At 70.9% G+C, this 12,001-nt stretch carries 12 protein-coding genes and 2 pseudogenes; 6 read left to right on the top strand and 8 right to left on the bottom strand.

The features are described 5' to 3' along the window. Positions 1 to 2: 2 nt before the first annotated feature. Positions 3 to 1,001: an NAD(P)H-dependent glycerol-3-phosphate dehydrogenase gene (locus PLL68_RS02990; protein WP_324531514.1), complete on the bottom strand. Its 999-nt coding sequence runs from the start codon at positions 999 to 1,001 to the stop codon at positions 3 to 5. Next, complete coding sequence (locus PLL68_RS02985) at positions 998 to 1,756, bottom strand: lysophospholipid acyltransferase family protein (protein WP_324531512.1); 759 nt, start codon at positions 1,754 to 1,756, stop codon at positions 998 to 1,000. The genes PLL68_RS02990 and PLL68_RS02985 overlap by 4 nt, the downstream gene beginning before the upstream one ends. A gap of 90 nt (positions 1,757 to 1,846) precedes the next feature. Between PLL68_RS02985 and cofC the strand changes: the two genes are divergently transcribed. Beyond that, positions 1,847 to 2,710 (top strand): 2-phospho-L-lactate guanylyltransferase, encoded by an 864-nt coding sequence (gene cofC / locus PLL68_RS02980; RefSeq protein WP_324531510.1) that lies wholly within the window; start codon positions 1,847 to 1,849, stop codon positions 2,708 to 2,710. Between the two features lie 37 nt (positions 2,711 to 2,747). On the opposite strand, the gene murA is transcribed toward cofC, so the two are convergent. The 4 genes from murA to leuC form a co-directional block, all read right to left on the bottom strand. Then, entirely contained in the window at positions 2,748 to 4,064 is a 1,317-nt protein-coding gene (gene murA / locus PLL68_RS02975; RefSeq protein ID WP_324531508.1) for a UDP-N-acetylglucosamine 1-carboxyvinyltransferase, read from the bottom strand. Positions 4,065 to 4,129: 65 nt separating this feature from the next. Further along, positions 4,130 to 4,483, bottom strand: coding sequence for an HU family DNA-binding protein (locus PLL68_RS02970; protein WP_324531506.1), 354 nt, complete (start codon positions 4,481 to 4,483; stop codon positions 4,130 to 4,132). A gap of 214 nt (positions 4,484 to 4,697) precedes the next feature. Continuing rightward, positions 4,698 to 5,288 (bottom strand): 3-isopropylmalate dehydratase small subunit, encoded by a 591-nt coding sequence (gene leuD, locus PLL68_RS02965; RefSeq protein ID WP_324531504.1) that lies wholly within the window; start codon positions 5,286 to 5,288, stop codon positions 4,698 to 4,700. After that, positions 5,288 to 6,703, bottom strand: a complete 1,416-nt coding sequence (gene leuC, locus PLL68_RS02960) for a 3-isopropylmalate dehydratase large subunit (RefSeq protein ID WP_324531502.1) — start codon at positions 6,701 to 6,703, stop codon at positions 5,288 to 5,290. The genes leuD and leuC overlap by 1 nt, the downstream gene beginning before the upstream one ends. Positions 6,704 to 6,857: 154 nt before the next feature. Here leuC and PLL68_RS02955 point away from each other — a divergent pair, with 154 nt between their 5' ends. After that, positions 6,858 to 7,601 carry an IclR family transcriptional regulator gene (locus PLL68_RS02955; RefSeq protein WP_324531500.1) on the top strand — a complete coding sequence of 248 codons (744 nt, stop codon included), beginning with the start codon at positions 6,858 to 6,860 and terminating at the stop codon, positions 7,599 to 7,601. 138 nt (positions 7,602 to 7,739) lie between these two features. Then, positions 7,740 to 8,084, top strand: a complete 345-nt coding sequence (locus PLL68_RS02950; protein ID WP_324531499.1) for an NAD(P)-dependent oxidoreductase — start codon at positions 7,740 to 7,742, stop codon at positions 8,082 to 8,084. Here PLL68_RS02950 and PLL68_RS02945 read toward each other — a convergent pair. Then, positions 8,074 to 8,460, bottom strand: a pseudogene (locus PLL68_RS02945) (monooxygenase family protein); the annotation flags it as partial. The gene PLL68_RS02950 and the pseudogene PLL68_RS02945 overlap by 11 nt on opposite strands. Positions 8,461 to 8,653: 193 nt before the next feature. Between PLL68_RS02945 and PLL68_RS02940 the strand changes: the two are divergent. Next, positions 8,654 to 9,328 (top strand): MerR family transcriptional regulator, encoded by a 675-nt coding sequence (locus PLL68_RS02940; protein WP_324531497.1) that lies wholly within the window; start codon positions 8,654 to 8,656, stop codon positions 9,326 to 9,328. Between the two features lie 95 nt (positions 9,329 to 9,423). Here PLL68_RS02940 and PLL68_RS02935 read toward each other — a convergent pair whose 3' ends face one another. Continuing rightward, a complete protein-coding gene (locus PLL68_RS02935) occupies positions 9,424 to 10,149 on the bottom strand; it encodes a GntR family transcriptional regulator (RefSeq protein ID WP_324531495.1) in 726 nt (241 codons plus the stop codon). A gap of 222 nt (positions 10,150 to 10,371) precedes the next feature. Here PLL68_RS02935 and PLL68_RS02930 point away from each other — a divergent pair, with 222 nt between their 5' ends. Both PLL68_RS02930 and PLL68_RS02925 read left to right on the top strand, forming a co-directional pair. Next, entirely contained in the window at positions 10,372 to 11,652 is a 1,281-nt protein-coding gene (locus PLL68_RS02930; protein WP_324531494.1) for an AllF/FdrA family protein, read from the top strand. 19 nt (positions 11,653 to 11,671) lie between these two features. Then, positions 11,672 to 12,001, top strand: a pseudogene (locus tag PLL68_RS02925) (hypothetical protein); the annotation flags it as partial.

The following is a 12,001-nucleotide window of genomic DNA, read 5'->3' as shown; positions in this document are numbered from 1 at the left end:
GGTCAGGCGGTTTCGGCCTTGCGGGGGCGCGAGAGCAGGGCCGAGACGACCTCCTGGGCGCTGCGGTCGTGCTGGATCATCGCGTCGACCTGCTCGATGATCGGCACGTCGACCCCGGTGTGCCGTGCCAGCTCGAGGATCGAGGTGCACGACTTCACACCCTCGGCCGTCTGCTTCGTGACGGCAATGACCTCCGAGACGGCCAGGCCCTGCCCGAGGCGCACCCCGAACGAGTGGTTGCGCGACAGCGGCGACATGCACGTCGCGATGAGGTCGCCCACCCCGGCGAGCCCGGCGAACGTCGGGGCCTCCCCACCGAGCGCCATGCCGAGGCGCATCGTCTCGGCCAGGCCGCGGGTGATGATCGAGGCCTTGGAGTTGTCGCCCATGCCCATGCCCTCGGCCATGCCGACGGCCAGCGCGATGACGTTCTTCACCGCGCCGCAGATCTCGGTTCCGACGACGTCGGAGCCGGTGTAGGGCCGGAAGTACGGCGCCGCGCAGGCAGCGGCGACGAGCTCGGCCATCGCCGGGCTCGACGACGCGACGACCGAGGCCGCAGGCTGCTTGACGGCGATCTCGCGGGCCAGGTTCGGCCCGGACACGATGACGACTCGCTCCGGCTCGACCCCACCGACCTCCGAGATCACCTCGGACATCCGTCGGGTCGTCCCCAGCTCGACCCCCTTCATGAGCGAGACGATCGCCGCCGACGACGGGAGCGCCGATCCCCAGACCTCGAGGTTGGCGCGCAGCGTCTGGGACGGCACCGCGAGCACGACGATGTCGGCACCCGCCGCGGCCTCGAACGGGTCGGTCGTGGCCCGGATGGTGCCGGGCAGGCGCAGCTCGGGCAGGTAGTCCTCGTTGGTGCCGGCGTTGATCTGGTCGACGACCTCCTGCCGTCGCCCCCACATCGTCACGCTCGTGCCCGCATCCGCGAGCACCGACGCGTACGCCGTTCCCCAGCTTCCCGTGCCGTACACCGCTGCGCTCGTCATGAGGCCTCCTTGAGGGGTCGTGGTTTGCCGATGGGGGTCACGCCGGCTGCGCGGGGGTCGAAGCGGATGCCGGGGGCGCGCTCCCCGCGCACACCCTCCAGGTCGTTGGTCAGGGCCGCCATGATCCGGTCGGTGGCGTCCTGGAGCACCTCGGCCGTCAGCGGCAGGCCTCGCAGGTCGTCGAGCTCGACCGGGGGCCCGGCGTGCACGACCATCGTCTTGCGCGGCAGCAGGTGCGGCCAGTGCCGGTAGGGCCCGAGGATCTCGTGGGCGCCCCACGTGACGACGGGCACGACGGGGCAGCCGGTCTCCAACGCCACCCGGGCCGCGCCGGTCTTCCCCCGCATCGGCCACACGTCGGGGTCGCGGGTGAGGGTGCCCTCGGGGTAGATCGCGACGACCTTGCCGGCCCGCACGGCCTCGACGGCGGAGCGGAAGGCGTGGATGGCCCGGCCCGACTCGCGGTGCACGCGGATCTGGTCGGCCCTGGTGAGGATCCAGCCGACGACGGGGATGCGGAAGACCTCGACCTTGCCGAGGAACCGGGGCGAGAAGCCGTGGTCGACGAGGAAGTGCCCGAACACGAACGGGTCGAGGTGGGAGTAGTGGTTGGTGACGACGACGAAACCACCCTCGGTCGGGAAGTTCTCCTGACCGGACCAGCGACGCTTGGTGAAGACCATCAGCAGCGGCCGCAGCACGGCGACGACAAAGCGGTAGGCACGAGGCCTGGAGTGGTCCGTCGGGATGCTCACGCGCTGCCTTCCGTGCGGGCGGGTCACCGCATTGTGGTCTGCGACAGCGGCGATGTCGAGCATGACGCCACGTGTTGGCAGGATCAGCGCGTGCCCGATCTCGTTCCGCAGTGGGCGGCCGTCGTCCCAGTCAAGGGTGGGCCGCTGGCCAAGAGCCGGCTGGCCCTGCCCGAGCCCGCCCGCAGGGACCTCGCGAACGCGTTCGCCCACGACACCGTCTCTGCGTTGCTCGACGCGATCGAGGGGATGCCGGTGCTCGTCGTGACCTCGGACCCGACGGTCTCCTCGTGGGTCACCCCTGCTGGTGCGCGGCTCGTCCCCGACCCCGGGCTGGGTCTTGACGCGGCGGTGGCGGCCGGATGCCGTGTCGCAGCGGCGGCCGGAGCCACCCGTGTCGCGGTGGTGCTGGGCGACCACCCCGCGCTGCGCGCCGCGGAGGTGAGGGTCGCGCTCGAGGCGACCGGACGGCATCCGGCAGCGGTTGTCCCCGACGCTGACGGCCTGGGCACGGCGATGTTGACCCTGACCGTGCCCCGGGGCGAGTCGATGGCCGGGGTGCGGACGGCGTTCGGTGCCGGCAGCGCCGCCGCGCACGAGGCCCTGGGCCACGTGCGGCTCGACCTCGACCTACCAGGACTGCGGGTCGACGTCGACGACGCCCGGTCCCTCGCGGAGGCCACCCGGCTCGGGCTCGGCCCACACAGCGCCCGGGCACTGGCTCGCGCTACGGTTCATGGTGTGCAGGCCACCATCCACCGCATCGCCGACGACGGCTCCGGCTCGGCCCTGCTCGACGACGGCGTGGAGGTCGACCTGCCACCGGACGCCGCGCAGCGCAGCGGGCTGCGCCACCTGCGGGTGGGCCAGCGGGTGAGCATCGAACTCGACGAGAGTGGGGCTGCGGCGACCCGGGTGTGGATCACCGGGATCGGGCCCGGCGAGGACATCCACTGAGGCAGTGGCGCCCGACTGCGCTGCCCTGATCGGGTCGTCAGGGGAGCTTGTAGACGGCCCCGAGGTTGTCGAGCTTTTCGGAGAAGCGCTCGTACCCGCGGTGGATGAGGTCGATCCCGTGCACCGTGGAGCGGCCCTCGGCCGCCAGGGCGGCGATGACGTAGCTGAACCCGCCGCGCAGGTCCGGCACGGTGATCTCGGCAGCCTGCAGCGGGGTCGGGCCGGAGATGACGGCCGAGTGCTGGTAGTTCGCCCGCCCGAACCGGCACGGCGAGCCGCCCAGGCACTCGCGGAAGGTCTGGATGTGTGCCCCGGCCTCGACGAGGGCGTCGGTGAAGCCGAGGCGGTTCTCGTAGACGGTCTCGTGGACGATGGACAACCCCGTGGTCTGGGTGAGTGCGACGACGAGCGGCTGCTGCCAGTCGGTCATGAACCCGGGGTGCACGTCGGTCTCGATGGCGATGGAGTTCAGCGTGCCCCCGGGGTGCCAGAAGCGGATGCCGTCGTCGTCGATCTCGAACTTGCCCCCGATGCGTCGGAAGACGTTGAGGAACGGCATCATCGGCAGCTGCTGGGCGCCGCGGACGTAGATGTCACCACGGGTGGCCAGGGCCGCGCAGGCCCAGGAGCCGGCCTCGATGCGGTCGGGGATCGCCAGGTGGTCGAAGCCGCCGAGCCGGTCGACCCCCTCGATGAGGATGACCCGGTCGGTCTGGACCGAGATGATCGCGCCCATCTTCTGCAGGATGGCGATGAGGTCCATGATCTCGGGCTCGATCGCGGCGCCCCGCAGCGTCGTGCGACCGATGGCGCGCACGGCGGTCAACAGCACCTGCTCGGTGGCGCCCACACTCGGGTACGGCAGGTGGATGTCAGCGGCATGCAGTCCGTTGGGCGCGGTCAGGCGCAGGCCGTCCTGGCGCTTCTCGACCACCGCCCCGAAGGTGCGCAGCACGTCGAGGTGGTAGTTGATGGGGCGTTCGCCGATGCGACAGCCCCCGAGGTCGGGGATGAACGCCTCGCCGAGGCGGTGCAGCAACGGGCCACAGAGCAGCACGGGGACCCGGGAGGATCCGGCGTGGGCGTCGATGTCGGCGATGTGGGCCTGTTCGACGTTGGTCGGATCGAGGACCAGTTCACCGTCACGATCGGTGGAGTCGATGACGACGCCGTGCAGCTCGAGCAGGCCGCTGACGATCTGCACGTCGGAGATCTCGGGCACCCCGCGCAGGCGGCACCCCTCCTCGGCGAGCATCACCGCGACCATGGCCTTGGACACCAGGTTCTTGGCGCCCCTGACCTCGATGTCACCGACGAGCGGGGAGCCGCCGTCGACGACGAGGGATGAGGTCATGGGCCAAGCCAAACACACCCGCGCACCGGGTGCGACACAACGATCACCGGCATCTCGCAGTCAGATCAGGCGGACGCCGACTTCTTGGCCGCGGCCGTGCCAGCGGGGGCACGACCGGTCGCGGTGCCGTCCTCGGGCAGGGTGTGCGGCTCCTTGACGTAGGACTTGAACGCGGTGCCGGCCCGAAACCGCGGCGCCTTGACCTCGGGGATGGGCACCGAGGTCCCCGTGTGCGGGTTGCGGCCGGTGCGGGGAGCTCGTTCGACGCGATCGAACGTGCCGAAACCGGTGATCGAGACCTTCCCACCCCGGGCCACTTCCCGGATGATGGTGTCGAGAACGGCATCCAGTGCTTCCGCTGCCGCTCTGCGGCTGCCGAACGTCGACTCCAGTTCCTTGACCAGATCTGCCTTGTTCACGTGGACGTACCCCAACTCCTGAAGAGCGCGCCGGGCGCAGCGCGACCGCGAACCGCCGAAATAACCGGTTCGGCACCGACCGTAGGGCCATCGAACGCCGTCGTCCACCGCTAGCGGCGCGTCGTCGGGCGACGTCGGACGCCTCTCGGAGGGCACCCCAACGGGGCCGTGCGCTCGGTTCGGGGTCGACTGCGGCAGTGACCCGCTCGCGCACTCAGGCGGTGACGGAGGGCTTCCAGCTCGGACGCGAACCTTCGAAAGTAGAAATGTCACCCTCGTGACGAAGGGTGAGACTGATGTCGTCGTGGCCCTCGAGCAGGCGCCACCGCGTGTAGTCGTCGACCTCGAATCGGGCCACGAGATCGCCGGCGGTGATCGTGCGTGACACCAGGTCGACGGTGACCGACGTGCCCGGGTGGTTCTCGAGCAGCTTCCACAGCAGTTCGACGTCGTCCTGGCTGCACTGGGCCGTCAGCAGCCCCTGCTTGCCGCTGTTGCCACGGAAGATGTCGGCGAACCGAGAGGAGATGACGACCCGGAAGCCGTAGTTCATCAGCGCCCAGACCGCGTGTTCGCGCGAGGACCCGGTGCCGAAGTCCGGCCCGGCCACGAGCACCGACCCGGCGGAGTAGCTCGGGTCGTTCAGCACGAACGTCTCGTCGCCACGCCAGGCGGCGAACAGGCCGTCCTCGAAGCCGGTGCGGGTGACCCGCTTGAGGTAGACGGCCGGGATGATCTGGTCGGTGTCGACGTTGCTGCGGCGCAGTGGCACGCCGACGCCGGTGTGGGTGGTGAAGGCTTCCATCAGTTGCTCCCTGCGGTCACGGGCTCGAGATCGGCCGGGCTCGACAACGTCCCCCGCACGGCGGTGGCCGCCGCGACGAGTGGGCTCACGAGGTGGGTGCGCCCGCCCTTGCCCTGACGACCCTCGAAGTTGCGGTTGGAGGTCGACGCGCTGCGCTCCCCCGGCGCGAGCTGGTCGGGGTTCATGCCCAGACACATCGAGCACCCGGGCAGGCGCCACTCGGCACCGGCGGCCGTGAAGACCTCGTGCAGCCCCTCGCTCTCGGCCTGGAGCCGAACCCGAGCCGATCCGGGCACGACGAGCATCCGCACCCCGTCGGCGACCTGACGCCCCTGGAGCACGGAGGCCGCGGCCCGCAGGTCCTCGATGCGCCCGTTGGTGCAGGACCCGAGGAAGACCGTGTCGACGTGCACCTCGCGCAGCGGCGTGCCGGCCTCCAGGCCCATGTACTCCAGGGCCCGGCGGGCGTTGGCCTTGTCGTTCTCGTCCGGCATCAGCTCGGGGTCCGGCACCGCCGAGCCGAGCGGCGCGCCCTGACCGGGGTTGGTTCCCCACGTCACGAAGGGGGTGAGTGCCGCGGCGTCGAGGACGACCTCGTCGTCGAAGACGGCGTCGTCGTCACTGCGCAGCTCGCTCCAGGCGGCGACGGCGGCATCCCAGTCGGCGCCGGTCGGGGCGTGGTCACGCCCGCGCAGGTACTCGAAGGTCGTCTCGTCGGGGGCGATCATGCCGGCGCGGGCACCGGCCTCGATCGACATGTTGCACACCGTCATCCGGGCTTCCATCGACAGCGCACGGATGGCGCTCCCCCGGTACTCCAGGACGTAGCCCTGGCCTCCGCCGGTGCCGATGCGCGCGATGACGGCGAGCACGATGTCCTTGGCCGTAACACCGTCGGCGAGGTCGCCCTCGACGGTGATGGCCATCGTCTTGAACGGCTTCAGGGGCAGCGTCTGGGTCGCGAGCACGTGCTCGACCTCGGAGGTCCCGATGCCGAAGGCCAGGGCGCCGAAAGCCCCGTGCGTCGAGGTGTGGCTGTCTCCGCACACGATCGTCATGCCCGGCTGGGTCAGGCCCAGCTGCGGTCCGACCACGTGCACGATGCCCTGCTCGGCGTCCCCCATCGGGTAGAGCGTGACGCCGAACTCCTCGCAGTTGCGGCGCAGGGTCTCGACCTGGGTCCGGCTCACCGGGTCGGTGATCGGCCCGGGGGTGGTCGGGACGTTGTGGTCCTCGGTCGCGAGGGTCAGGTCAGGCCGCCGCACCGGTCGCCCGGCGAGTCGCAGCCCGTCGAACGCCTGCGGGCTGGTCACCTCGTGAAGCAGGTGCAGGTCGATGTAGAGCAGATCGGGCTCGCCCTCCCCGCGGTGCACCACATGGGACTCCCAGACCTTCTCGGCCAGAGTTCCGGCCATTGCTCCACCTCCACGACGTGACCGCCGCTGGGCGGTCTCACGACTTCGACGCATGCGGACGCCCGCGTCGGGCGCCATCGCTGTCCACCGAGATTCGCACGGGCAGATGGCCAACGAACGTGCGTCTCAGGCAATGAGACGCTAATATCAAGACATGGACAACACAAGTGGCGTCGGGGTGCTTGACAAGGCCGCGATCGTGCTCAGCGCCCTCGAGGCCGGCCCGTCGACGCTGGCCCAGCTCGTGACGGCAACCGGGCTGGCCCGCCCGACGGCCCACCGGCTGGCCGTCGCCCTCGAGCACCATCGACTGGTCATCCGCGACCTGCAAGGTCGCTTCATCCTCGGCCCCCGTCTCGGCGAGCTGGCTGCCGCCGCGGGCGAGGACCGCCTGCTCGCCGCTGCGGGCCCCGTCCTGGGTGCGTTGCGCGACCACACCAACGAGAGCGCCCAGCTCTTCCGGCGCCAGGGTGAGCACCGGGTCTGTGTCTCCGCGGCGGAGCGCCCGGTCGGCCTGCGCGACTCCATCCCGGTCGGGGCAGCACTGTCGATGCGCGCCGGTTCGGCCGCTCAGGTCCTGCTGGCCTGGGAGGAGCCGGACCGGCTGCACCGCGGCCTCCAGGGAGCAGCCTTCTCCGCGACGTCGCTGTCGGGGGTACGGCGCCGCGGCTGGGCACAGAGCGTCGGCGAGCGCGAGCCGGGCGTGGCCTCGGTGTCGGCTCCGGTGCGCTCCCCCTCCGGCCGGGTCATTGCCGCGGTCTCCATCTCCGGGCCGATCGAGCGGTTGTCGCGCCAGCCGGGCCGGCTCCACGCCGCGACCGTCATCGCGGGCGCGAACAAGCTCACCGAGGTGCTCGCCCGCCACGCCGCGCAGCAGGACGCCCAGAACAACGCCTGACCCGCGACCCCTCGCGACTCATTGCACGCAGGCCACCTCGCCCCCGCGAAACACGGAGTTCACACGGCGACGCGCCCACGGCAACACCGCGACGGCATCGTGACGGCATCCGACGTCCGTCGCGCGAGGAGGTTGCCCGTGTCCCTCACCACTGCCCAGCGCATCGCCCGTGACCGCACCCGCCTGCTCGGGTTCCCGAGGCCCGGCCGCCGCGCGATCGTCGTCGGCGGGGGCGCGATGGCGGCGCGACGGGCCGCGGCCCTGACCCGGGCCACCACCCCCGTCACGGTGTTCGCCCCGGCCCTGTGTGACGACGTGTTCGACCTCCTGGCCGAGCGCCTCGTGACCTGGGAGAACCGTTGGCCGGTCGAGGCCGACCTCGCCGACGCCTGGCTCGTGCACGCCGCAACCGGCGACCCGGAACTGGACGCGCGCATCTGCCTCTGGGCGTCCACGGTGCGCGAAGGCGGCCTCAGCGCCTGACGATCCGCTCCCGGGCAGTCTCACCGCGGCGGCCCACCGGCACGGCCCCGGCCACGTCGGCCAGGCCGGAGGGTGCCGGGCCGGCGTACAGGCTCTCGGCAGCCGACACGGCATACGTCTCGTGCCAGATCGTCACGGCCGAGGGGTCCCGACGAGCAGCACGGTGGAAGGCCAGCCACGCCGGGCGGTGGGCCATCGAGGGGGCGTTGGCATAGGCGTAGATGTCGTCGACGCTGCGCCACCACTGGATCGTCGTCGTTCCGAGGCCGTTGACCGCCGAGCGGCCTGCGAGGAAGCCCAACGACTCCTCGTCACCGCGCGCTGCGGCAGCCTTGTTCTTCTCCAGCTCGACCAGCATCCGCGGCATCGCAGCGAGGACCGGACGGACGACCCCGAGCCGTCAGGGCTTGTGGACCCGCACGCCGATGAGGAAGACCGCGAGCGGTCCCTCGTAGGCGTGGGTGACGCGGTCGATCATGACGAGCTCCTTGGATAGTGCCACTGTCCATCAGTTCTCTGCCATGTTGGACACTGTCACTATCCAATGTCAAGCGCCGGAAGGACCACGGATGCGGATCTCCGACCTCGCCGAGACCACGGGCGTCCCCGTCCACACGCTCAAGTACTACCTGCGCGAGGGCCTGCTCATGCCCGGTGAGGCCACCAGTCGCACCCGCGCGGAGTACGGCCCCGAGCACGTCGAACGAGTGCGCCTCGTGCGGGCCCTGGTTGAGCACGGGGGCATCGGCATCGCGGGGGTGCGCTCGATCCTCACCGCACTGTCGGCCCCTCCCCCCTCACGTCATGACCTGCTCGGCGTCGCCCAGTACGCCCTGTTGACGGCGACGGGTGACGAGGTCCTGCCAGCCGTCAGCCCAGAGGTGGCCGACCTGCTCGACGACGCCGGCTGGGCGGTGTGCGGCGACGCCCCGGCCGCCCGCACGCTCACCACTGCCATCTCGGCGGCGAGGGACGCCGGCATCCCGCTTCCCCCGGCGGCCCTCAAGCGGTATGCCGCGGCGATGGCCGATGTGGCCGCCGTGGACCTCGATGAGGCCCTGAGCGCGGCGAGCATCGAGGCCGCGATGCACACCGTGGTGGTCGGCACCGTCATGGTCGATCCCGTGCTCATCGCCCTGCGACGCCTGGCTCAGGAGGCGGCGAACGCCTCGCGGTGGAGCGCAGCCGAACGGCACGGCCCGAACCCGAACACATCCGCCACGGGGAACATGACGATGCCGTAGAGCACGCCGCACCCCCGGTGCTCGCGTTCTCGACGATGGCGATGGCGATGGCGTGACGAGGCCGACCTGCACCAAATGCGCGGCCCCCGACGTCGCTAGCCCAGAACCTCGGATGCCGCGGGCTCGCTGTCGTCGCCGGCGTTCCCGAGGGTGCGTCGGGCCATCAGCCGACTGCTGCGAATGTGAGCCTGTGACGCCACGCTCGCCTTCTCCGGGTCCCGGGACATGATGGCGTCGTAGAGGTGCTCGTGCTCCGCGTGCAGGGGCAGGGGTTCCTCGTTCTGCCGCAGCAGCCAGTGCAGCCGGCCCATCAGCGGCTCGTGCAGCGAGGCCAGCAGGTGGTTGTGCGCGGAGGCGATGATCGCGTCGTGGAAGTCCTCGTTGGCACGGTGGAGCCGTTCACTGTCATGCGCCTCGATGGCAGCTGTCGACTCGGCGAGGCTGTCCTCGAGGCGGCGAAGGTCTTCGTCGGTGGCCCGCTCGCTGGCCAGTCGCACCGCGAGGACCTCCAAGGCCAGGCGCACCTCGAAGAGCTCCTCGACATCGCGGCTTGACAGGCGGGTGACCACCACACCCCGCCGCGGTTGCTGGGTGACGAAACCCTCGCCCTTGAGGAGGTTGAGGGCGTCGCGCACCGGCACCCTGGAGACGCCGAGGCTCTCGGCAAGCGTTCGCTCCACCAAGTGCGTGCCGGGGGCCAGGTCGCCCTTGATGATCCGGTCCCGCAGCTCGCCAGCCACCCGCTCGCTGAGCGCGCGCTGGGTGCTTCCCAGCGTCGGCAGTGGCCCGGCCACGTCCTTGTCACGAGTCTCATCCAGCACCTGCCCGACAGTAGTGCCCGACCGGGCGCAGCGGGGGCGGCGGCACGCGAGCCGGGGGGCTTCAAGGGAAGGCAGACCTGTGTGAGAGGCGTCTCCCAGATGGCGCTGGCATACGGTATGCCAATGCGCGACGGTTCGTAGTAGTCACCCGCTCCGGCCGACGCAGTCGCTGCGGGTCGGGTGCTCGGCCCACGTGTCCCGTGCGATCTCGCGCTGACGCAGGTGGAGGAGCTCCGCGCGCAAGGAGTGACGGCACCGGCCGAGTCGAGCTACCGGTCGAGCCGCCAGGCCTACGCCGACGAGCAGGACGCCTCCCTCGCGATCATCTCCGTTCCCGGTGCCTACGCCGCCGAGGAAGCACGCCTGGCCATCGCCGCCGGCCGCAACGTGCTGATCTTCTCCGACAACGTCTCTGTCGAGGACGAGGTCGACATCAAGACCCGCGCCCACGAGGCGGGACTGCTCGTCATGGGTCCCGACTGCGGGACCGCGATCATCAACGGCACGGCGCTCTGCTTCGCGAACGCGGTGAACCGAGGCCCGGTCGGCGTGGTGGCTGCCAGCGGCACCGGCAGCCAGGAGGTCTCGGTACGCGTCGACGCGCTCGGCTCCGGCATCTCCCAGCTCGTGGGTGTCGGCGGGCGCGACCTGTCCGAGGCCGTCGGCGGCATCATGATGCTCGACGCACTGGCGATGCTCGACAGCGACCCCGACACGTCGGTGATCCTCCTGCTGTCCAAGCCGCCCGCCGACACCGTCGCCGCAAAGGTGCTCGCTGCCGCCGGACGAGCCTCCAAGCCCGTCGTGGTCTGCTTCATCGGCGCACCGGCCCCGGCAGAGGTGGGTTCGAACATCACCTTCGCCGCCAACACCCGGGATGCCGCCCTCGCCGCCGTCCGGCTCGCCAGTGGGGACCAGGTGGCCCAGCAGCCGAGCACGCACCGCCACGAGCTCGACGCGGTACGCACCGGATGGCTGCCCGGACAGAGCGACATCCGCGGCCTGTTCTGCGGCGGCACCGTCTGCGACGAGGTGTACCAGGCGATTGCCGCGGTCGAGCCCGAGACGACGTGGTCGAACGTGGCGAAGGACCCCGCCCGGCGCCCGAGCTCCGACGGCCGACAGGGCGGGAACGTCCTGCTCGACCTGGGCGACGACGACTACACCCAGGGCCGCCCCCACCCGATGATCGACCCCACCCTGCGCAACTCCGAGATCGTCAAGCACGCCTCGGACCCTGCGACCGCCGTCATCGTCATCGACGTCGAGCTCGGCTACGGCTCTCACCCCGACCCCGCGGGCGCAGTGCTTCCGGCAGTGACCGAAGCCCGCAAGATCGCCGCTGACGCCGGACGCCCCCTCGAGATCGTCGGCTACGTGCTCGGCACCGACCGTGACCCGCAGGGCAAGGACGGCCAGGAGGCCCTGCTCACGAGCGCCGGTGTGCGGCTCGTCGACAACGTCGTCGAGCTGGCCGACGTCTCCCTCCAGATGCTCCGCTGAAAGAAAGGAACGAACCACCATGACAACCAGCCTGTTCGGCGCTGACCTCAACGTCGTCAATGTCGGCCTCGACTCATTCCGTGAGGACCTCGAGGCGCAGGGCACGCACGCTGCCCAGGTCAACTGGGCGCCACCGCGCGACTACTCCCCCGAGGTGAAAGCCGCCCTCGCCGCACTGCGAGAGCCCGCCGTGGCGGAGAAGATCCGTGTCGCGAACGAGGAGGTCGTGCGCCGCATCATCGACGCCCACCCTGTCCTGGTCGGCTTCGGCCAGGCGATCGACGTGGTGCCCGGGATGACGAAGAACACCATCCTGCACGCCGGCCCGCCGATCGAGTGGGCTGACATG

It is taken from the genome of Ornithinibacter sp. (assembly GCF_035443565.1).
GTDB lineage: Bacteria > Actinomycetota > Actinomycetes > Actinomycetales > Dermatophilaceae > Fodinibacter.
This window is presented reverse-complemented; position numbering and strand designations above follow the sequence as displayed.